The organism is Clostridioides sp. ES-S-0001-03 (genome assembly GCF_020676075.1).
Classification (GTDB): domain Bacteria; phylum Bacillota; class Clostridia; order Peptostreptococcales; family Peptostreptococcaceae; genus Clostridioides.
Genome location: NZ_JACVWJ010000009.1, coordinates 54065 through 77341 on the forward strand (window position 1 = coordinate 54065; position 23277 = coordinate 77341).

Sequence of the window (23277 nt, forward strand, 5' to 3'; positions counted from 1 at the left end):
TCCTTTTATTGTACTAATATATTTGTGAAATATATGTTTTGTATTACATTTCCACCTAAATTTGTATTTAAAGTATTTTTTATTTCATCTTTTATATTATTTAGGTTTTCAGCAGCAAAATCATCTGCTCTTTTTGCCATAAGGCAATTTATAATATTATCTCTAATTAAAGGTGTATTTTTTTCTATATCTTTATATGAAGCATCATAAGATACAGTTATTGACACCTTTAAATATCTTACACCTTCATCAGCTAGCTTCAATACCATTTCTTCTAAATCAAGATTTTCTGTCTTTATTTCATCTTTAGCTTTTCCTGTTGGAATAAACAAACCTATAATCTTATCAATTTGTCCACTTCCACCTTTACCTAATATAAAAAACCCTGCTCCTGCTGAGAAAACAATCAGTATCAAAATAATTAGAATAATTTTTTTATTTTTGAACAAAACTCTTCCTCCTAGTCGATAGTTATAAGTATATTAACTCTTCTATTTTCAGCTCTTCCCTTTGCTGTATCATTTGAAACTAAAGGTTGATACTCTCCACATCCTGTTGCTGAAAACAATTTAGGGTCCATGCCCTTTTCTTCTACAAAGTATCTTACAACACTTACTGCTCTACTAGAAGATAAATCCCAATTGGACTCATGTGTACTTGATTTTACAGGTACATTATCAGTATGACCTTCTATAACTATCTTATTTTTCATCATTTTTATCATGTCATATACTTTATTTAGAGTAGCTTTACTATCAACTTTTAACTCCGAACTCCCAGAGTCAAATAATATTGAGTCATCTAACTCTAATAAAATCCCTCTACTATCATCCTTAACTGTTACACTATTTTGCAAGTTAGAATTATTAACCTTATCTTTTAAATCTTGTTCTAAATCTGACTTATCATTTTTATCCACTAAACCACTATCTATTGGAGACTTTGCACTTGTACTTGAACCTGTGTTAAACATACTTACTCCAGAAAACTGACCTTTTAATGCATCTGATATATTTTTAAATTTTTCCATATCTACAACTGATGTTGCATATAGAAGTACAAAAAATGTAAGAATTAGAGTTATTGTGTCTGCATAAGTGGCCAACCATGCATCTGGATTTATCTCATCTTTTTTTTTATTTTTTCTACGCGCCATTACTCATTGCTCTTTCTGTATTTTTATTGGATTTCATAAACTGTAATTTTTCAGTTTTTGAAAGGTATGTCGCTAAACGTTCCTCAACTACTATACTGCTTTCACCAGATTGTATGCTTATTATACCTTCCAGCATCATCTCTTTTATGTAAACTTCTTTTTCCGTTTTTTCATCTATGTTATATGCAATTGGATTTAAAGCAATATTTGCAAGTAGAGAACCATAAAATGTTGTAATTAACGCCTTTCCCATACCAGAAGCAATCAAATCTGGTGACGTAAGGTCAGATAGCATTTGTATAAGACCGATTAGAGTCCCTAACATTCCAAATGCAGGTGCAAATGTTCCCCAAGTTTTAAATATCTTTGAATATCTGTTATTTGTATCTTCAACAGAATCTATCTCTAATTCTAATATAGACCTTATTTCATTGACTTCCAGACCATCAATACATAACTCTAATCCTTTTTTCATAAATGGGTCTTGTATTTTCATTACATCACTTTCTATTGACAAAAGACCTTCTCTTCTTGCTTTTTTTGAAAGTGCTTTAAATTGATTCAATAAGTCTAATCTTGATATACTCGTTGTTTTAAATGAGTATTGTAATGCATTTTTTATAAGTTTCATGTCATCAATAGTAAATGTAATCATCAACGCTCCAAATGACCCAAATACTGTTATTAATATTGATGAAAAATCAAAGAAACTTTTTAATCCTGAACTACTTCCTTTTACTGCTCCAAATAAAACTAATACTGTAGATAATATTAGTCCAATGAATGTCAGTGAATCTGTTTTTTTCATTACTTTTCGCTCCTAATATAACCTACATTTATTTTCCTTTTATACTTTATCACTTTATCTACTATCTCATCTACAGACTCTTTTACAAGATTTTTTTCTCCTGTTGTAAGTAATATTCTACTTTCTGGAACGGAGTCAATTCTTACTATAAGGTCTGAGTTTAATATGTAGCTTCTTCCGTTTAAGTCTGTTACTCTTATCATACTATGTACCTACTATCTCTTAAGACTTATTATTTCTTGAAGTATCTCATCTGATGTAGATATTATTTTACTGTTTGCTTGGAAAGACCTACTTGCTATTATCATTTCTGTAAATTCTTCTGCTATGTCTACATTGGAAGCTTCTATTGCTCCTTGTATTATTGTTCCTGTAGCTCCTGCTATTTGTGGGTCTCCTGAGTTTGCTGATGGCTTGTATAAGTTTCCTCCTTCTGCATCTAATCCTGCTGGATTTTGGAATACATATGTTTGTACTTTTTGAAGTTTTCCATCATTAGTTGCTATTGCAGGATTTGGTACTTTTCCTACTTCAGAATTGTCAGGAATATCATACACAAACTGAGTTCTTTGACCATCACTCAATAAAAATTCTACTGTTCCATCTTTTGATATATTGTACTCCAGTACATTTTGTACTGTACCATCTTTAGGACTTATACTTTGAAGAGGAATTACAATGGGTTCTTTTCCTTCTGCAGTAGCATTTTTAGTAAATTCACCAGTAGTAGCATTATATGTACCCTTATAAACCTCACCTTGTAACATATACCCATCTCCATTTACAAGTCTTCCACCTTTGACACCGTTCAGAGGTCCAGCTGTTGCTTTAAATCCTGTATCTAAGTTAAAAGAACCATCTCTTGTATACATAACTGTACCTTGCCTTACTACTGGAAGATACCCATCTCCATCTATCATTAAATCTGATGGTCTATTAGTTGGCTGTACATTTCCTTGTGTCATATCTTTATTTATACTTGATATCTTACTACCTACACCTACTTGTCCTAAGTTTGTTCCCCCTAATGCAGCTGTTGGAGCACTTGCATATAGTACAGTTTGATAAAATGAATCTGTTATTCTAGCTGAACTTTTCTTAAAAGCAGTAGTCCCAGCATTTGCTACATTGTTACCTATTACATCTAGTTTAGTTTGATTTGCTTTCATTCCACTTACACCTGAATACATCGCTTTTATCATGAATTTACCTCTTTTCTAATTTAATATTATTCTTGTTCAGGAGATTCTTGCTCTGGTGGGTTATTTTCTTCTCCTGAAGTTGTATCTACTTCTCCTATTTTAAGTAATTTTTCATATTTAACATCTACAGTTTTATCACTACCATCTACTTTCAGTTCTAAGTGTACCTCTCCATCTTTTATATATGTAGACTTTACTACACCTACAATGTTTTCATCTTCCTTCTCTTCTCCGGATACTTCTACTTCTTTACCAATTAATGACGTTGCCATACTCAAAGCAGAGTTTATTAGAGTAGAGTTACTTAAAGCTAAGAGTATATCTAGCTTGTCGTTCATAGCTGACATCTTTTCTAAAGTTGCAAACTGAGCTAATTGTGATACATACTCTGTTGGGTCTTGTGGATTCATTGGGTCTTGATTACCCATTTGTGCTACAAGTATTTTCATAAACAAGTCTTTATCAGCATCATCACCCTGTCCTATAATTGGAGTTCCATTATCTGTTACTGTCTGATTTCCTTTACTTCGAACTTGTTTATTAGCAATATCATTAATATTTCTTTCAAGTTGGCTCAAGTTATTTGACCTATAGTTTCCTTGAACCCCTGCTAAAGCTGTTGCCACTCCATACATACAGTATTTCCCCCTTATTAAGCTAATAAATCTACTCTATCATCATCAATATTTTCTTTAATTTCATCTTCTATGACCATATTGTTACGCTTATTATTTGTATTTTGCTTATTCATATTTTCTTGGTTATTTTGTCTATTCTGTTGTTCAAATGCTTTATCAAAAGTATCTGATGTACTTCTATTATCACTATGCATTTGCACAGATACATCTTTTATATTTACATTCGTAAGTTCAAGATGTTGCTTTAAATCTGTTATATTTTTATTTATAGAGTCAAAAACATCTTTATTAAAAACAGTCACAACAGCTTTCATACTTTCGTTATCTTTCAATAATTGTATGTTCATATCTCCCAATTCTTTTGGCCTTAATCTAATTGTTAATTCTTGGATGTCATTTGTTTTCATATGTTTAATAGCTTTGATAGAATCATCCATAACATTTGATTCTATATGTTTTAAGTCAACATTATCATTTTTAACTTTGTTTATATCCATGCTTTTATTTATTACTTGACCAAAGTTTCCACTTTTATTTCCATTAATACCTGCTAGTTTTTCCAAAATATCAGAGTTATCATCTCTTTTCTTATTTGAATTAAGGTTATCCATTCTATTACTATCAAAGTTGTATAAATCTATGCTTTTATTATCATCCTCTGTAGTTTTACTAATTACTTCAAAGTTTTCATTAACATTATTATCTAAAAACTCTCTTAACTTCATCATGTCTAAATTTTGCATATCATTATAGTTATTCATGTCAGCCTTATTTAACTCTGCATTTTGCTTTACAATATTATTCAATATATTTTTATTAAGTTTAAGCCCTTGTTTCAATTCATCCAATATGTTTAGTTTTTCCATACCATTCAATATAGAATTTATATCTTTATCTTTTTCATTATTATTTTTTAAAAGAGTCAATAATTGTTGTAAAATCTCATTATTCTTACTACAATCTTTTTCATATGTACTTTCATCCTCTAAGTGATTACTTTTATCTACATCTGAATGACACTCATTATCACTATCTTCTGATTTATTTGAGCTGATATTTTGATTACTTGTTTCTTTTTTGTCTTCAACTTTCCTATTGTCTGTTGCCTTATATAGATTATCTTCAAATTTATCATTTTTCACATCTTTATTCTTGGATGAACTCTTTTTACTCCCAATATCTTTGATAACATTATAAGAATCTGCTTGTATCTTCATACAATAATATCCTCACTTCCTACTCTTCTTATAGAACTTGTCTCTTTCTCAAATAACTCATGCTTGCAAACTCATCATTAGTTTTTTGTTCTTTTAAATTTTCTTCTTTATAATATTGACCATATTTTTTTTCTTTTAGTTTTTCTAATGATTTTCTTTCTATCTGCTTATCTATAAGTTGTTTTCTAGCCTTTTCAAGTTCATTTGTTGACTTGTCCAATTCCTCTGATAAATCTTTTATAGAGTTATTTAATGCTAACAAATAGTTAATAGTTATTTTTTGATTTTGAATACTATCATTATTTTTACTTATTGAATACTTGATATAATTACTTTCCAGGTTTTCTAAATTATTTTCTATATCTATTTTTTTTTGTTGAATCTTAGCAAATTCCATTTTTATCTTCTCTTCATCTTTCATTTTTAAGTCTAAAACCTTCTGTAATCTAAACTTAAAGTTCTTATCCAACTCTATCACAACCTATTCAAATATTTTTTTAAGTTATTTATTCAAATATTCTTTTCAAACTACTTATAGTTTCGTTAAAAGAACTCTTTTCATTTATCCCTTGTTTTAAAAAATTGATAATATGCTCATGATAATAGATTGCTTCATCTATTTTTTTATTGGTACCTGAAGCATATGCACCTATATTTATCAAATCTTCTGCTTCTCTATATTCAGAGAGCATATCTCTTGCAAATGATGCTACTTTTATATCTTCTTTTGAAGCAATTTCATTCATAAGTCTACTTAAACTATTTAAAACATCTATAGAAGGATAATGATTCTTGTTAGCTAAATCTCTAGATAGAACTATATGACCATCAAGTATTCCTCTTGTAGTATCTGCTATTGGCTCATTAAAATCATCTCCATCAACTAATACTGTATAAAAAGCGGTTATAGAGCCTTTATCTGATGTCCCTGTTCTCTCCATGAGTTTTGGTAAAATTGCAAATACAGATGGTGTATATCCTTTTTGTGCTGGTGGCTCTCCTATGGCTATTCCTACTTCTCTTTGCGCCATAGCAAATCTAGTCACAGAATCCATCATAAGTATTACCTTTTTCCCTTGGTCTCTAAAGTATTCGGCTATTGCAGTGGCTGTAAGGGCACCTTTAAGTCTAACTAATGGTGCTTTATCTGATGTTGCGCATACAACAACAGATTTTTTCATTCCCTCTTCACCTAAGTCTTTATCAATAAAGTCTAATACTTCTCTTCCTCTTTCTCCAACAAGGGCAATTACATTCACATCAGCTTTTGCATTTCTAGCAATCATACCTAGCGTTGTACTCTTACCTACTCCACTTCCTGCAAATATTCCTATTCTCTGTCCTTCACCACAAGTAGTAAATGCGTCTATTGCTCTTACACCTGTTTCCATTATATTTCGTATCTTTTTTCTCTTCATTGGGTCAGGAGGTTCATTATTCAAGTTGTATCTATCTCCTAAAACAACTTCTGAGTTATCTATAGGATTTCCAAGACCATCAAGTACTTTACCTAGTAAATTATCACTACACATAACACTTAGAGGTATCCCCTTAGAAATAACTTTACAACCAGGTGATATTAATGTTAACTCTCCTAATGCCATTAATATTACTTCTTTATCTTTAAATCCTACTACCTCACAATTCACTGGCTTATTGACTTGATTATATATAACACATAACTCTCCAACAAAAGCTTTTATTCCTTCAACTTCTACAGTAAGTCCTATTATCTTCTTAACTCTACCTTCTGATATAGTGAGTTCTAAATTTTCTATTTTCTTATTTATTTTGTCAAAATCTATAGATATATCAGTTTTATACATAATTTATTCACCAAGCAATTCTTCTTTTAGTTTTTCCATAGCACAATCAATACCAACTATTATTCTTCCATTTTCCTTTTGTATAATAGCATTTCCTTTATCTATACTATCATCTGCAATAACAAATACACTCGACTTTAATGATGTTTCTTCTTTGAATAATTCAAACTCTTTCTCTATATTATCTTTATAGAAAGAATTACATCTTACTATGAATGAACTACTTCCTTCATAATCTTGAATAATTTGCTTTAACAAATCACTCATAGATTTTTCATCTTCAAAGTGCTTTTTTAGAACAGAACTAGCCATATTGATAGCAAGTCTTATAATCTCTTTATTTTTTTCTTTTATGTACTCAGTCATTTTCTCATTAGCTTGTAATAAGATTAAATTTGCCTGATTTCTTATAGAATCTGCTTCATCTTTAGCTTTTTGGGTATACTCATTATACGACTCTTTATATCCATCCTCATATCCATTTTTCTGACCTTGACTATATCCTTTTTCATATGCTTGCTTTTCTATATTTTGTGCGTTTATTTTTGCTTCTTCCAATATCTCATTCTTTTTTATCTCAGCAGATTCTATAGCTTCTTTTATTACTTCATCTCTAAATCTACAATCATTATCCTCGTTTATATTTGATTCTCCCAATCTAGCTTTATCTATTATAGATAAGTCCAGCACTCCTTTATATGATGCTTTTTTACTTTTAATAATTTTATTATTCGACAAAGTCATCACCAAAATTCCTTACAATAGTTATGGCACCTTCTCTTTCAAGTTTCCTTACAATACTTACTATTTTTTGTTGAGCACCTTCAACCTGAGTAACCTTTATGACACCAACCATTTCCATTTCTTCTTTAAGTGCTTCTGCTGCTCTAGAAGATTGGTTTCTATATATAGCATCTGATATTTCATCATCCACACCTTTTAAAGCATATACTAAATCCTTCATAGTTACTTCTTTCAGTACTTTCTGTATGCTTATATCATCTAACTTGACAATATCTTCAAATACAAATATATTAGATTTAATTTGAGCTGCTAAGGCTGGGTCTTTTTCTTCAATAGTATTTAAAATATTCTTTTCTGTTTTTCTATCAGAATTAAGTAATATTTGAACTAATGTAGATATTCCTCCATAGTCTTTAAAATCTTCACCACTTATTGAATGTAATTTATCCTCTAATGAGCTTTCAATTACACTTATAACATCTGGAGATATTGAACCCATTGAACTTATTCTCATAGCTACTTCATTTTGTAAATCAAAATCTAAATAAGCTAAAACTTCTGCACCATTTTCAGATTCCATATGTGCAAGTAAAATAGCTATAGTCTGTGCACTTTCATTTCTAAGTATTTCTAATATCTTCCTTACATCTAGTTTTATAATATGTTTAAAAGGTTTTGTACTTGTATCTATTGATATACCTTCAAGTAATTTACTTGCTTTGGCATTTCCCAGAGCATTACTTAACAATTCTTTGGCATATTCAAGCCCGCCTTCTATAACATAATCTTTCGCTTTATTTATTTCTACAAACTCTTTTAATATTTCTCTTCTTTCTTTTGAAGCTATTGAAGAAATATTTGCAATTTCCAAACCTATTTTTTGAACTTGTTTATCTGGTAGACTTTTTATTATATCACTAGCCACAGTTGGACCTAATGTCATTAACAGTACAGCGGCTTTTTTTAAACCTTCACCTTCTACCTTCTCTTTCTTATCATTTTCACTTATATCACTTAAATCAAACGCACTAACATTTGTAATTTCCGCGGACACTTTCTATCCCCCTTACTCATTTAACCAAGTTTTTATTATCTCTGTGACTTGGTCTGGTTTTTCTTCTGCATACATTTTAACAGCTTCCTCTAATGTCAATTCTGGGTCATCCCCTAATAGAGGATTATCTTTCTTATCAATAGAATTAGAATTAGTACTATAAACTTCATCTTCATAATCCATATCTTCTTGTTCGCTTCTCTTTTTATATATCAAGTATCCAATAACACCTACTGCAACAACTGCTATTACTCCAACAACTGCTTTTATTATATTGTTTTTGAATCCTTCTTTTTTAATATCTTCCATTTCTTGTTTAGCTTCTGCCTTACCTTTAGGGTCAAATACCATTGAAACAACGCTAAGAGTATCTCCCCTAACTCCATCCATGCCTATAGCATTATTAACAATATCTTCCACATCAGCTTGAACACCTTTAGCTATTTTTCCATCTATAGCAACAGAAGCTGTCAATCTTTTAAGTTCTCCAGGCGCAACTATAGTATGAGTTTCAATCTTACCTGTTTCATATTCAAAACTCTCATCCAAACTATCTTCTGTATTAGTACCATTTTTATTTCCTTGGTTATTCATATTAGCATCTACACCTTGGACATTATTTGTCGCAGATTTAGATGAATTTTTTGACCTGGTTTCCTTTATAGCAACTTTATCAGGGTCAATTTTTATTTCAGTTTTTTCAGCTGTATCAAAACTCAAATCAGCATTTACTGTAGCTTTTACTTTTCCGGTACCAAATATTGGTTCTAACATGTCTAAAATAGATTTTTCTAATTGTTTATTTAGTGCCTGCTCAGATGCCTTATTTTTATCAATACTAATAGCACCATTTATCGATTGATTGTTTTCATCAACTTCTTCATCATCTAAGATGCCTTCAGATAATAAGTTCATTTTATTATCAATAACTTGAACATTTTTCTCTGGTATATTTGTAACACTTCCTGATACAAGTGCCATAACAGATTTTATTTGATTTTTCTCTAAAGTAGTTCCTGGCTTTAGCATCAAATAAACTGCTGCACTTCCTGGAACAGCTTCCTTCTCAAATACAGAAGACTCACCAAATGTTATATGTACTCTAGTATCTTCCACCTGAGGAAAACTCTTAATTGTTTTTTCTATTTCTCCTTGTATCATTCGTTGCTTCTTAATTTGAAACTCTTCATCAGTAAGACCTATTGATGAACTATCATCCATAAGTGCAAATCCTTTAGAACCACTTGTCAAACTTGGAGCTAACTCTAATCTCAACTTATCAACTTCTGTTCTAGGAACATAAATTGTACTTCCTTTTACCTTGGTATCTATCTTTCTAGACTCTAATTCTGCTGATATATCTGCAGCATCTTGAACATCTAGTTCTGAAAATAAGACTGCATACTTATTTTTGCTTGCAGATATTGCTGTAAATACTAGCGCTAAACATATAGCAACAATCCCTATACCTAATGCTATCTTAGTTCCCTTTTTTAGAGAACTTATTTTTGTCCTAGATTTAGCAACTTGCTCCTTAATCTTATTTTTAAAACTGGCTATCATTGATTATTACTCCTGTTCAAAAGGCTAAATTTGTACTTTATTCATTTCTTGATATGCATCATGAATCTTATTTCTAACTTCTATTAAATATTGCATAGATAGTTGTGCTTCTTGACCTTTTAACATAACTTCATGCATAGAAACATCTTCGCCTTTTATAAATTTTTCTTTCATATTATCTGCTGTAACTTGCTGAAAATTGACTTTATCTATAGTATCCATTATTACATCTTCGAAATTCTTTTTTTCTTCTTTATTATTAAAATTTAATGGTTTTGTTTCTCCAATTAAATTATCTAACTTTGCACCTTGCATTAAATTGTTAATTTGTGTAATTGGCATAATTTATCCCTACTTTCCTATTTCCAGTGCTTTTGCTATCATAGACTTCTGAGCATTTAATGTATCTATATTAGACTCATATGCTCGTGAAGCTGTTATTAAATCTGTCATTTCAACCAATATATTTACATTTGGATATTCTACGTACCCATTTAGCTTTGCATCTGGATGAGATGGGTCATATACTTCTTTAAGAGGTGATTTATCATCTTCAACAGATGTGACTTTTACTCCTAGCATACCTAATTTGTTATCATAGTTTTCTTCAAAGGAAACAATTTTTCTTCTGTATGCTTCTCCATTTGGACCTCTTGTAGCGTTTATGTTAGCTACATTAGATGATATGATATCCATTTTCAAGCTTTCTGCTGTTAAACCACTAGCAGAGATCTCCATTCCACTGAACACACTCATCTTCTAATTACCTCCCACTTATTATTGATTTGGTCATTGCTATTTTACCATTTGCAAAACCTATCAAAGCATTGTATTGTAACGTTGTCATTGCTTGATTTACTTTTTCTTCTTCTATATCCACATTATTTCCATCCACTCTTAATCCCTTGGAATTGTCTGTTTTTTCTTCTATTTTAGGTATGGCATCATTTAATGTTTCTTCAAAAGTTACGTAATGTTTTTTGTAGCCTTCAGTATTTATATTTGCTATATTATTCGCTATTGCCTGACTTCTTAGATTAGTTGCATCTAATCCCATTTTTATAATGTCATATGTATTCATACTCACTCCTCCTCAAAATATATTTATCTACTATATTTAGTGATTAAAGTTGAAGTTGCTATATTACAAAAAATGACTTCTTTACCCATCTAAATTTATTACATTTCTATTATATTCAATATAACGATTTATTTTTTAGTAATAAAACAAATCTTTTTTTAATTAACCTCAATGAAAATAAAAAAAAATTTTAATATGTATTTAAATATTTCTACGTAAAGTTGCTCTTTTTTGTAAAATAGCAACTTTTCTAGATAGTGCATTTTTATTTTTACTTATACTTGGTAAAATATGTTAGAATTTATATTTTCTACTGTAATAAAGTGAACTTTAGCAACAAAATGACTGCCAAAAAGGCAGTCATTTTCGACTAATTCTACATATACAGTATACTTAGGATTCTTTTTGGCAACTGGCTGACATAGTTCGTATATACAAACCTTAGCCCCTATAGCTTTGCGTCACTAGATTTATCTAGTTTTGCCTATTTAGTTTTAATTTAAGTATACAATAAATAACAATTTTTTTAAATATTTTTTTTATGTATACTTAAACATTTTATTTTAAAAACTTAGTTATTATTAATTATACAGATTATAAATACTATATTCTACAATTTTATAATAAATTATCTGAAAATATTTTTATTTTAGAAAAATATAAGACAAATCTCATCTTTATTGTATATTTTTCCATATATTTCAATTTTATTTATATAATATATCAATATCTAAAAATATTAATTAACGAATCTTAAATAAACTATACACAAAAAATTTATTTATGGTATTATTACAATTCATTTAATATTCATTTATAATTTTAATTACATAGCTAACTTCTTCATCTTTCATACCAACAAATAAAGGTATACTAACAACTTTATTCGAATAATTCTCAGCTATATTAAAACTTCCCTTTTTATATCCCAAATAAGAATATGCTTCAGATAAATGAGGTGGTATAGGATAATGTATTATAGACTCTATACCATTTTTCTTTAAGTATTTCATAAATGTCTCTCGTTTTTCAACTTGTAAAACAAATAAATGCCATACATGTGTACAGTTCTTTTCTATTTTTGGAAGTATAACTTTTGAATTGTTAATTTCATTAAGATATCTATGTACGATTTTTGACTTTTCATTTTCAATTTCATTAAGATATTTAAGTTTTACTCTTAACAAACCTGCCTGAATTTCATCCAATCTTGAATTATATCCAACAAATTTATTATGATATCTCTTTTCTGAACCATAATTTCTAAACACTTTCACTTTATCAGCTATTTCTTTATTGCTCGTTACAATAGCACCTGCATCTCCAAATGCACCTAAATTTTTACTTGGATAAAAGCTAAAACATCCTACATCTCCAAATGTCCCTGTCATTTTTCCATCATATTTAGCTCCATGAGATTGAGCACAATCTTCAATTAAATACAAATTATATTTTTCACATAATTCTTGTATCTCTTTCATTTTACTTGCCTGACCATATAAATGTACTACTAATATAGCTTTTGTCTTACTATTTATCTTTTTTTCTATCTTAGATGAGTCTATATTATAATACTCGTTAGGTTCTACAAATACTGGTTTAGCTCCATTTATACTTATTCCCATGACACTAGCAATATATGTATTTGATTGCACTATTACTTCATCGCCTTTACCTATCCCTAATGCTCTAAATGCAATTATCAGTGAATCTAAACCACTAGCTAAACCTACACAATATTTGCTACCTACATATCTAGCAAATTCTTCTTCAAAGTACTTTACTTCTTTTCCAAGGATATAATATCCACTTTCCATTACATCCATAACCTTCTTTTCATATTCTTCTTTATGGATTTTAAATTGTTCTAATAAATTATTAAACTTAACTAACATAAAGTTACACCCTTATCTATCTATTATCTATGTGGCTATGCTAAATTCATTTAATTAATAAGATATCTGTATGCATAGTAACTAGATAATATCTATGTATTTTAAAAACTCTTCATAATCTCTGATATAATCATCTTCATTATAGTATTCAGAAGCTATTGAAATTAAAACAGTTTTCTCATCAAAATCAAACATTTCACGCCATACCCCTGGTCCTATATACAGTCCCACATCATTTCTATTTAGAACAATGGTTGTATCTCTCACACCATCAAAACATCTTATCTTAACACTTCCATTTAGGCAAACTAACACTTGCTCTAAGGTTTTATGAGCATGAAAACCTCTCCTTACACGATGTGGTACATCATATATGTAATACACTCTCTTTATATCAAAAGGTATAGCCTTATTTGATTCTAATGCAATTAAACTTCCTACGTCCTCACTTCCAATAGATTCAAACTTAATTAAATTGTACTTTTCCATAAATGTCCCTACCCTGTTTATAATAACTTTTTAATAAGATATTACTTCATATTTTAATTTACAATAAATTCTCGTTAATAAAAAATATACTACATCCAATATTTGTCCTTTGGCTCTTTTAAGTCTATCTCCTCACAATTTAGAGTTTCACATAATTCATAGATTTTACTTGCAAATAATATATCATGTATTGATAGGCCTATATTGTAAGACACTATTCTCTCGTCATCAAGTTCTCTTCCTTGTGCTTGTTTACTTAGAACATCATGAAATTCACATGAATACTTGTATTTATCTATATTTTCCAGATGTTTCAAATGATTATAATCGTCTAAATATACTTTATCAAATAAATAATCTACATTTCCAAAGCCCATAACATGTACAGGTAATAGTAAAGCACCTTTTTTAAACCATTCAAATTCTGAAAGGTATTCATCTGTATACGTAACAGTTGAAATTACCACATCTGAATCCATAATGAGTTCTTTATGTGTATCACATATCTTAAAACTAAACTGGTCATTATCCTTATATTTTTGTACAAACGACTGTGCTTGGTCTTTATATCTAAGCAACTTTATATTTATATTTCTATTTTTAAGGGTATACAAAAGCATATTCATTATAGAAGAAGCAGTTACTCCTAACCCCATAATAGCAATAGTATTAAAGTCTTTTTTAGCAAAAGTATCAATCGCTAGAGCAGCCACGGCAGCAGTTCTAAATGCTGTAATATAATTACCATCTAAAATAGCCTTTAGTTTCGCATTCTTCATATCATATAGAAATATATCTGAATTTAAACTTGGATTTCTTCCTGGCAATCTTGTAACCATTTTTATTCCACCAATCATATGATTATGATTTAAAGATGGCATTACATTGTAAAATACATGCCCTTGTTCTACCATACTTATTTTTGGTGGTAACTGACAATCTTTTTTTGTTAAAAATGATTCTTTTATCCACTCATATCCTTGCTTCTGAGATATATTCAATGACATAATTTGTTCATGAGTTATTAACTTCATATCTACCATGCTCCCTTATTTAAAAATTTTCTATCATATTCTCATTATTCTCATCAAGTATTTCTATCATTTCATGAATATATTTCTTCTTTATATTTGCATCAAATATATTATTTGCTATTCCATAAATCCTTCCACAATCCTGTCTCTCATCCTCATATAATCCTATTGTATCTCCGTCTTTTACTAGTAATAGAAATTGAGTTACATAATCTAATTTTTCTATTTTATCTATATTATTTATCGTCTTTATTGTTCCAGGCCTTATGTATATTGGTAATGCGTATGCACACTTTGATAAATGCATATTATATTTTTTTATTTCATTAAAATCGATGTCATTATTCACACTAAAATTTGCAAATAGCCTTCCTATATCTAAATCTGTTATCTGTGAAATTGCTAAATAATCACATCCTCCAGGTAATCTTGGCATAACTTCAGATACCTTTATTCCATCTTCCCCCACTAACATCTGAACATAAAGAGGTCCATTCTTTATATTAAAAGCCTCTGTTATCTTTTGATATATCGATTTTATTTCTTCTTCATACTGAAAACAATACTTTGATGGATATAGTAATCTGTCTGGCTTTCCAGCTCTCCCTACATGTATATTTACAAGTTCTCTATCTCCGATATAAAATACATGTGACTCTCCATTATGGATCCAAGCTAGTCCTTGTATTTCCTCACTTTCATAAAATTCCTCAATTATTACTTTTCCATATTGTGAAATTTTCCTAGAATATTTAAATTTTTCTATTAATTCCTCTATATTTGATACAAAATATACACCTCTTGAACCATAACCATCAACAGGTTTTATTACAAGCGGAAAATTTAACCCTTGTATTTTTTCTAAATCTTTTAAACTTTCAAGAATACAATAATCAGTTGTAGGTATTCCATTGTTTTTAAAATATTTTTTCATAACAGCCTTATTAGTTACAGACTCAAGTTGATTGCAAGAAATCACACATGGTAAATTTAATTCATTTGCAATATAAACATATGGCTTCATTAAAGAATCTGTAAATCCAGTCAAAATTCCATCTATCTTTTTATCTATGGCTATATTTTTTATTTTATCAAAATCAAATACATCAACATCTATTGCTTCATCACAAACTTTTTTTGCAGGAGTATCAATTCTATTATCACAAACAATTGTGTATATTCCTTCTTTTTTAGCTGACATAACAATATTCTCAAAATACTTAATTGAGCCTAAAATCATTAATCTTTTCATATACAAACCTTCTTTATAAGTTAATTATTTTTCTGTAAAAGTTAAAATACTATAGATTTACTACAATCAAGAAATTCTATAAAGTATAAGTATTACTTATTTATATTTTTATAATATGTCCTATTGCAAACAGCACTTGAACCAAAACCTTCTTTAAATATAGCCAAACCTTCATCTAAATATTTTCCTCTATTTAGAGTACTAATTCCAAATGAAAAATATTTAAAGTTTCTATCTGAGGCATTTTTAATCAGATTATAGTTTAAAAATATCATTGGATAATATTTATTATATGCTGAATTTGATGCTAAGTATTGAGTATGGTAAACTCTTCCTTGAAAGTTAAATACCATACTCCCACAAATCATAATATCACCAATATATACTGCATAAAATTCTACAATGTCTTTTAATCTATTATTTTTAAAGTCCAATAGTTCTTCTATTGAATGTATCAATTTAGCCCCTTTTCTATCTAAACAGTTAGATAATAATTCAAAAAAAGAGATTACATCTTTATCATCATACACTCTCTTAAAAATAAGATTGTTCTTTAAAGAATATTTAAAATCTCTTCTTTTACTATAACTAAAGTTACTTAATATATCTTCTTTATACTTATTTACTTCTAAAAACATACTTAATTCATCATAAAACATATAACCATTCTTAAATAGAAAATACTCTAACAATGAAGCATCCTCTTTCCAAAATATTCTCGATGCATTTTTTAGAAATACTTTATTAAAATTTTCTTCTTCTAAATATAATTCTACTGTACTTGTAATAGCTTTTACATGCTTTATATCATTGAAATCATGACCTATTAAAATACCACCAAAGGTGCTACCTAAATGAGAAAAAAATATTTTTTCATCATTTTCATAAACTTCACATGCAGGTACAACTGCTATTATCTCTTTACCTTTATATATCATTAGTGAATGGTCAGAAAATTTGTCTTCTTTATGATAATTAATGAAATTTCGAGTTTGAAGGAATGTCCCATTTATAGATTTATTTTCTACAAAATAATCCCAATCCTCCTGAAAAAAATTTTCAAATTGTTTGATACAGATATTGTACATTTTATCACCTATAACTCGTTTTATTTTCTACTATATGACCATATAAGGCTACAAATAATTGATAGTTTTCAATTTCATAATTTTTATGTAAATTATACTTAACCTTATGATAATTAGCTTCATTATATATTTTGTCTATATAACTTTTTATTTCAACACAGTGTTTATCTACAACAAAATGTTTTATTTCTGATTGTTTTTCTTTTAGCTCATTCCTATCAAATTCATTAGTGTTATATCTTTTTATCATATCTATAACCTCTTTGATATTATTATAATCAAACTTATCTATAAAATCCCACATATTTGTAAAAATTGGTGAAACTTCGTTTTTGAATTTAACAGGAATTAAATCATATAAAATTGCATCTAATTTTGAAATATGACTTCCCACCATAAAAGATTCTAGATATATATCTGAGATTTTATAAAAATCATCTATCTCTTTCATAGTTCCAAAGCATAAAACTCTATGATTTGTAACACTATTTAATGTTTTCCAATAGATATTGTTTGTATCAACTCCTACAACAATAATAATCGTGTCATCCGTATTTTCGATTATCATTTTAGCAATTTTAAAATAATTAATATCATTTACACTATTATACTTTCTTTCACTAGCAATAGTTAAAATTATTGTTACATCATCATCCAAATCATACTGCTTTCTAATTTCAGATTTTGAAAACAATTCTTTTTCTTTTAGTGGAATTGGTAATATTTCAGACTTCTCTATGCCTCTTTTATTCAATGTAACTAATTGACTAACTTCACTAAAATCAATAACAACATCCGCAATACTTGCACCTAGCCAAAAAGCACTATCATAATGGTTAACATATAAAATAGGTATTTTCCCATCAATTCCAAAAGCTAGAACAGGTATTGTGTCCCACATATGAATATATAAAATAACTATATCAGCCCAATCGTAAGCTATTGTTCTTAAAGCCACAGCCCTTTCTAAATAGTCATCTGAAATTGAATCCAAAGATATAATTTCACCACCACTATCATTTACTGATTTTAATAACCAATCTGGCAATGTCTTTGATTGCCATGTAGTTACAATTGAATGAACAGAATCTTTATCACTATTGATCCAATTTTTAACTACTTTTGTATGACCACCTGTTGAGTATACTTCACTTAAAACATGTAATACTCTCTTTCTTTTGAAATCTTTTTTCTTAAATAATTTTATATTATTTACTTTTGGTAAATTATTGGCACATTCTAATAATGCCTTTTCACATTTTTCACAAGAATACAAACCAGTATGATTAAAAACAGAAAAACGAGCAACTTTAGAAACAATGTCTAAAACAGTTCTATAATTCTTTAATTTTAATTCTCTCTCAAGTTCATCTTTCATACAATCCACTACATACTTATTATTCTTAAGTATGGTACTTGCTTTATTCTTATCAAATTCATAAAAATTTTCTCTATGCAAATCAATTTCTATGTACTCTTTTACAAATTCTATCCTATATTCATCATAGCCATTACTTATATTTGCTATCCCAGAGTCATGCATGCACCAAGGTTTATCTTGTTTTGGTATAATAACCTTGTAGTTATTTTGATTGAATTCCATACTTTGTGACAAATCATAAAAATGCCATCCATCAAATTTATCTTCTCTCCATAATATATCATACTGAGTAATCATAATTAATCCATCTATAGCCATGACTGTATCAAAATCTCCTTCAAAGCTATTAAATTCATAAATATCTATTCTACCTGTATGACTATCATATACTTTCCCCACTTTATTATTAGAATCCCACCAAACTCCACTTACAGGTATGTCTTTCACTCCAGCTACACCAATCATTCCTACATCAATATTTTTATTAAATATATCTAAAATATCATATATAAAGTTTTTATTAATTATAAATGTATCTTGATGTAAATATACCTTATATTTAGCATCTACTTCTCTCATAGCTTTATTATAAGCAGATGAAATTGAATTAGCTCCTCTCAAAGCAATTGTTTCTATACTAAAATCTTTTGGAATATCTAGACTATTTATATATACAAGACATTCCTCATAAAGTCTTTCATCATTTACACAGGTTATAAAACATATCTTTTCATTATTCATATTTCTTTCTTCCTTCAATAAAATAAAGTATATCTTGTATATCACTTTCACTCTGTACTTTCTCACTACTATTCTTAATTAAGTCATAAGCAATTTCAAATTCTTTTAAATCACACAATACAGTAGTTATATTGTATATTGTGTCAATGTTATCTCTATCTATATTTAAAGCCATCATAAACATACTTATGCTAAAATCACCCAGACCTCTATTAAATGCCTCAGCACCCAATCTATTTAGTATAGTTGTCTTATTTATTGAAAACATATCAACTAAATATTCAATATCATCAATAAAACATTGTTCAGTTATATTATAATTATCAAATATATAACTTAAATTATCATCCACATCTAACTCATTATCAATTCTCATTAAAGCATATTTTAAATTAACCATACTAACGCTAGAATATCTTCTAGTATCTACACAGTTAGAAGCTTTTACTATATATTGATAACACTCATATTGTTCTCTCATATCTTTATGGCTTTCTTTACACATTGTATCGATGAATCTATTGTCATCCTCTGAAAGCCTCATTCTAGTAGCACTAATACTATCTATTATGTAATTACTATCATTAAACATTCTTATTATCTCATTTAATGTAAAAAATCTTAAGTGAGTCCTATCCAAAATTCCTGAATCAGTATATGTAAAATTACCTTGCACAAGGTTTCTTAAAACGGACACATGCATAATATTTGGTATACTTGATATCAAATGACCATCCTTCTTTAGATATCTCTTTAGGTCATTGACTATCTTCCATGGATTAACTAAATGTTCAAGTACATCTCCCAATATTATATAATCGAAGAAATTTTTATTATAATCTAATTGTACTTTTTCTATGTCTGCTATCAGTACCTCTCCAGTGTTTTTTGCTAATTTACCTGCTGATTCACTTATTTCTATTCCATATATGGATGAATTTTTATATATATTTTTTATTTCTAAAAGAGTAGCTCCTACACCACAACCTATTTCTAAAACATTGATATTTTTCTCTACATTACAATCTATTTCAGAAATTAAGTCAGTTCGTATCATTCCACTGTATTCTGGATTAAAGCCCCATTTAGTCTCAAATTTTCTTCTATTAATATCCATTATATCTGTGTATTTATTACGATTTTCTTTAAAAGATACACTTCCAAAATGGTGTATAAAAGTATCCTGGCATAATAATAATTTGTATCCTTCTTCTAACATTCTAAAAGATAAATCATCATCTTCAAAATTTCCAGGTGTAAATAGCTCATCTAAAACACCTACATTATCTACTACAGATTTCTTTATTAACATACAGAAACCAACTAATTTAACTCTATATTTCCATGAATTGATGTTAGATTTATTTATTTTTTGTGCAAATATAAACATATCCTCAATTGATTTGTAATCCACATCAATTTGTTGATAATATGAGCATGCATTTGTTATTGGACCCACAGCTCCTATATTATCTTGTGACCATAAAGCTTTATTCAAATTATAAAGCCAATTAGGAGTAACTATTACATCATTATTTAATAATAATATGTTTTCACCCTTAGCTAACTCAATACCTTGGTTGCACCCTTTTGGAAACCCTAAGTTTTTATTATTATATACAAATTTTATATCTGATTGTTCCTTTAGCCAATCCACTGTTTCATCTGAAGAGTTATTATCAATTATTATTATTTCATATTTATTTTTTGGCGTAAATTTTCTAATACTTTCAATGCATAATTTGGTATATTCTATTTGATTATATGTCAATATTATTATACTGGTAAATTTTATATCTTCATTTGCAAACGTATATTGCCAATCTTTTATTATATTTTTAGATTCTTCATTAACGGTTATTGGTATGCTCATTCTCTAAGTCTCCTATTTTTAAATTTATTTTAAACTTTTTAGGTATTCTATATTATATATAGTATCCTCATTTTCTACATCTAATGATAACGCCTTTTTTAACATAAAATCAGCTTTCTCAAGTTTATTTTCAAACATATATAAAATCCCTTTTATATTTAAAATTTTGACATCATCTACAAATGTTTTTGAATAGTCTTCTACCAATAATTTTGCATCATTTATTTTGCCATTTTCAATCATATTTTCTATACTAATAATAAATCTATCTTTTAATTCTTTAAATTCTTGACTTTCTTTTGTATTTTCTTCTAATTCATTTATAAGTATTTTTATTATTTTGTTATAAAAAGGATATTCATTTAATAATTTCCTCATAGTATTTATATATTCTAATTTTTCATTAGCATCATTTATTTTGTTCTTAGTATCAAGTAGATTCTTAAATTCTATAGTAAATTTATCTAAATCATTACACACAAACTTTATTAATTCAAAATCACTTAGATTACTATATATGTATTTTATGTATTTATAAGAGTACATTATATAAAGATAAAAAATATCCTTATACTTTTCATCACTTAAACTAATATTTTCTAAAACTACTTTCGATATAACTTTATATACTCTTATCTTTTCTATTTCTGATGTGTTTGGACGACTAATTATGTACTTATATAATTCTAAATTAAAACTTCTTTCCAATGCTAAAAGATATTTTAGATATTTCTCTATCCAAACATATTCCATATCATAAAAAATATCTAGTAAATCAATTTTTTCTTCAAAAGCTATTTTTATAATACATGCATAAATTATTTCTTTCTCTTCATTTAGTATTTCTTTGCATGTATCTACAGATACATGTTTATTTGTTCTTATCTGATTTAAAAGTCCATAATTACCTTCAATATCACAAAAGCTTTTATATACAGCCTCTTTTTCATCATCTTTTATATTATTTATAAATTCTTCTATATTTCTATAAAAACTATTTCTTTCAACTTTAGAATTTGGAATTTCCTTATAATAGTTTTTTATATCTTCAAATCTATTCAATTTATATAAGGACATAAATAAGCTAAAATACACATTTTTCTTTTTTTCTATATCTTCAATATTATCATATTCTGAAATCACTAAATCATATTTTTCAAGCTTATAATAGACCTTTATCAATGTAATAATAGCCTCATCTCTAAGCCCTACAGTATCAGTATCTGAAAATAAGCTATTTGCTTGTGTACTTATTTCATAATTATCCAATAAATAAAGATATCTTTTATACGAATCTATACTATTCTCGTATTTACCTAAATCAACTTGTGCTCGTGCAACATAATAATATATATCAATATTATTCATATCTTTCTTGATATACTTTAAACATAATTTTTCACACTTCTTATGTTTTCCTAAGTATAAATATGTTTTTACAAGGCTTGTTATCAAGTAACCAGGTGCCGATTCTAGTTTAGAGTATAATTCATAAGACTTCTCAAGATAATCTAAAGCCTCTTGATATTTTCCTAATATAATAAAATTTTTCCCTAATTGGTAATTTATATATGGAGATCTCTCATCCTCTTTTAACTCTTCAAACAATAATTTTTCATTTCTTTTTACTTTATTTAACCTTATTTCTTCATCTTCAAACAAATATCCATAATGTTCAAAGTCAGCAATATTATTAAATATAGGATTTTTGTACATTGGTTGTTCATGAACTTTCCCATGGTATTTAAAATCAACATTCTTGAAAAGTCTAAGTACTGAACAATATCCATATGATTTTTTATCATATGAATAAAGATTTTTTAATTGTATAGATGCAGAATTAAATTTTTTATCAAGTCCATCTTTAAAAAATCTTACAATAGTTGAAGAATCAATTAGTATTTCATCTGCATCTAATATAAGTAGCCATTCACCCTTGGCATATGATATTGATATGTTTCTCATACTAGAAAAATCATTATTCCAATTATGAACATATACCTTCTCTGTGTATTTTCTAGATATTTTTATAGTGTCATCTGTAGAACCTGTATCGACTATTATAAGTTCACTGTCTATAGATTTTCTTAATGTGGTTAATGATTTTAAAGTTTTTTCAAGTATCTTCTCTTCATTTTTGACAATCATGACTATACTAAGTAACATATATATTTTCCTTTCAAAGCTATATTTTCTAAAAAAGAAAAGAGTAAAGCAAAGCCCTACTCTTCTTCT

Annotated in this window: 23 protein-coding genes and 1 riboswitch; all 23 genes read right to left on the reverse strand. The window is 27.9% G+C overall.

The annotated features are described in order from the left end of the window. Window positions 1–5: 5 nt before the first annotated feature. Window positions 6–449, reverse strand: a complete 444-nt coding sequence (fliL, locus tag IC174_RS16405; RefSeq protein WP_227483436.1) for a flagellar basal body-associated FliL family protein — start codon at window positions 447–449, stop codon at window positions 6–8. Window positions 450–460: 11 nt separating this feature from the next. Beyond that, window positions 461–1156, reverse strand: coding sequence for an OmpA family protein (locus IC174_RS16410; RefSeq protein ID WP_227483437.1), 696 nt, complete (start codon window positions 1154–1156; stop codon window positions 461–463). Next, window positions 1146–1964 carry a motility protein A gene (locus IC174_RS16415; RefSeq protein ID WP_227434677.1) on the reverse strand — a complete coding sequence of 273 codons (819 nt, stop codon included), beginning with the start codon at window positions 1962–1964 and terminating at the stop codon, window positions 1146–1148. The genes IC174_RS16410 and IC174_RS16415 overlap by 11 nt, the downstream gene beginning before the upstream one ends. Further along, window positions 1964–2167, reverse strand: coding sequence for a flagellar FlbD family protein (locus IC174_RS16420; protein WP_054268815.1), 204 nt, complete (start codon window positions 2165–2167; stop codon window positions 1964–1966). Before IC174_RS16420 ends, IC174_RS16415 begins: the two co-directional genes overlap by 1 nt. 12 nt (window positions 2168–2179) lie before the next feature. Then, the gene (locus IC174_RS16425; protein WP_227483438.1) at window positions 2180–3166 is read right to left on the reverse strand and encodes a flagellar hook-basal body complex protein; all 987 of its coding nucleotides are present in this window, start codon (window positions 3164–3166) and stop codon (window positions 2180–2182) included. 26 nt (window positions 3167–3192) lie between these two features. Further along, window positions 3193–3801 carry a flagellar hook capping FlgD N-terminal domain-containing protein gene (locus IC174_RS16430; RefSeq protein ID WP_227434675.1) on the reverse strand — a complete coding sequence of 203 codons (609 nt, stop codon included), beginning with the start codon at window positions 3799–3801 and terminating at the stop codon, window positions 3193–3195. Window positions 3802–3818: 17 nt separating this feature from the next. Further along, complete coding sequence (locus IC174_RS16435) at window positions 3819–5021, reverse strand: flagellar hook-length control protein FliK (protein ID WP_227483439.1); 1203 nt, start codon at window positions 5019–5021, stop codon at window positions 3819–3821. Window positions 5022–5049: 28 nt separating this feature from the next. Beyond that, window positions 5050–5499 (reverse strand): flagellar export protein FliJ, encoded by a 450-nt coding sequence (gene fliJ / locus IC174_RS16440; protein WP_227483440.1) that lies wholly within the window; start codon window positions 5497–5499, stop codon window positions 5050–5052. Between the two features lie 28 nt (window positions 5500–5527). After that, window positions 5528–6847, reverse strand: coding sequence for a flagellar protein export ATPase FliI (gene fliI / locus IC174_RS16445; RefSeq protein ID WP_227434672.1), 1320 nt, complete (start codon window positions 6845–6847; stop codon window positions 5528–5530). Window positions 6848–6850: 3 nt separating this feature from the next. Then, entirely contained in the window at window positions 6851–7591 is a 741-nt protein-coding gene (locus IC174_RS16450; protein ID WP_227483441.1) for a FliH/SctL family protein, read from the reverse strand. Beyond that, window positions 7575–8645 (reverse strand): flagellar motor switch protein FliG, encoded by a 1071-nt coding sequence (gene fliG, locus IC174_RS16455; protein WP_227483442.1) that lies wholly within the window; start codon window positions 8643–8645, stop codon window positions 7575–7577. The genes IC174_RS16450 and fliG overlap by 17 nt, the downstream gene beginning before the upstream one ends. A 12-nt stretch (window positions 8646–8657) precedes the next feature. Next, on the reverse strand, window positions 8658–10208 hold the full coding sequence (gene fliF, locus IC174_RS16460; RefSeq protein ID WP_227483443.1) for a flagellar basal-body MS-ring/collar protein FliF: 1551 nt from the start codon (window positions 10206–10208) through the stop codon (window positions 8658–8660). Between the two features lie 24 nt (window positions 10209–10232). Then, window positions 10233–10550 carry a flagellar hook-basal body complex protein FliE gene (fliE, locus tag IC174_RS16465; RefSeq protein ID WP_227434668.1) on the reverse strand — a complete coding sequence of 106 codons (318 nt, stop codon included), beginning with the start codon at window positions 10548–10550 and terminating at the stop codon, window positions 10233–10235. A 9-nt stretch (window positions 10551–10559) separates the two neighbouring features. Further along, window positions 10560–10964: a flagellar basal body rod protein FlgC gene (gene flgC / locus IC174_RS16470; protein ID WP_227483444.1), complete on the reverse strand. Its 405-nt coding sequence runs from the start codon at window positions 10962–10964 to the stop codon at window positions 10560–10562. A gap of 7 nt (window positions 10965–10971) precedes the next feature. Next, entirely contained in the window at window positions 10972–11289 is a 318-nt protein-coding gene (gene flgB, locus IC174_RS16475) for a flagellar basal body rod protein FlgB (RefSeq protein ID WP_227483445.1), read from the reverse strand. 404 nt (window positions 11290–11693) lie between these two features. Continuing rightward, window positions 11694–11784, reverse strand: a riboswitch (cyclic di-GMP riboswitch). 308 nt (window positions 11785–12092) lie between these two features. Continuing rightward, the gene (locus tag IC174_RS16480; protein WP_227483446.1) at window positions 12093–13184 is read right to left on the reverse strand and encodes a DegT/DnrJ/EryC1/StrS family aminotransferase; all 1092 of its coding nucleotides are present in this window, start codon (window positions 13182–13184) and stop codon (window positions 12093–12095) included. Window positions 13185–13265: 81 nt separating this feature from the next. Then, a complete protein-coding gene (locus IC174_RS16485; protein WP_227483447.1) occupies window positions 13266–13673 on the reverse strand; it encodes a sugar 3,4-ketoisomerase in 408 nt (135 codons plus the stop codon). 89 nt (window positions 13674–13762) lie between these two features. Then, window positions 13763–14707 carry an ornithine cyclodeaminase gene (locus IC174_RS16490; protein ID WP_227483448.1) on the reverse strand — a complete coding sequence of 315 codons (945 nt, stop codon included), beginning with the start codon at window positions 14705–14707 and terminating at the stop codon, window positions 13763–13765. A 19-nt stretch (window positions 14708–14726) separates the two neighbouring features. Next, window positions 14727–15959, reverse strand: a complete 1233-nt coding sequence (locus IC174_RS16495) for an ATP-grasp domain-containing protein (protein WP_227483449.1) — start codon at window positions 15957–15959, stop codon at window positions 14727–14729. Window positions 15960–16051: 92 nt separating this feature from the next. Next, window positions 16052–17047, reverse strand: coding sequence for a peptidoglycan bridge formation glycyltransferase FemA/FemB family protein (locus tag IC174_RS16500; RefSeq protein WP_227483450.1), 996 nt, complete (start codon window positions 17045–17047; stop codon window positions 16052–16054). Between the two features lie 4 nt (window positions 17048–17051). Next, on the reverse strand, window positions 17052–19169 hold the full coding sequence (locus IC174_RS16505; protein WP_227483451.1) for a glycosyltransferase family protein: 2118 nt from the start codon (window positions 19167–19169) through the stop codon (window positions 17052–17054). Continuing rightward, window positions 19162–21042, reverse strand: coding sequence for a bifunctional glycosyltransferase family 2 protein/class I SAM-dependent methyltransferase (locus IC174_RS16510; RefSeq protein WP_227483452.1), 1881 nt, complete (start codon window positions 21040–21042; stop codon window positions 19162–19164). Before IC174_RS16510 ends, IC174_RS16505 begins: the two co-directional genes overlap by 8 nt. 24 nt (window positions 21043–21066) lie before the next feature. Beyond that, entirely contained in the window at window positions 21067–23208 is a 2142-nt protein-coding gene (locus tag IC174_RS16515; RefSeq protein ID WP_227483453.1) for a glycosyltransferase, read from the reverse strand. Window positions 23209–23277 lie beyond the last annotated feature (69 nt).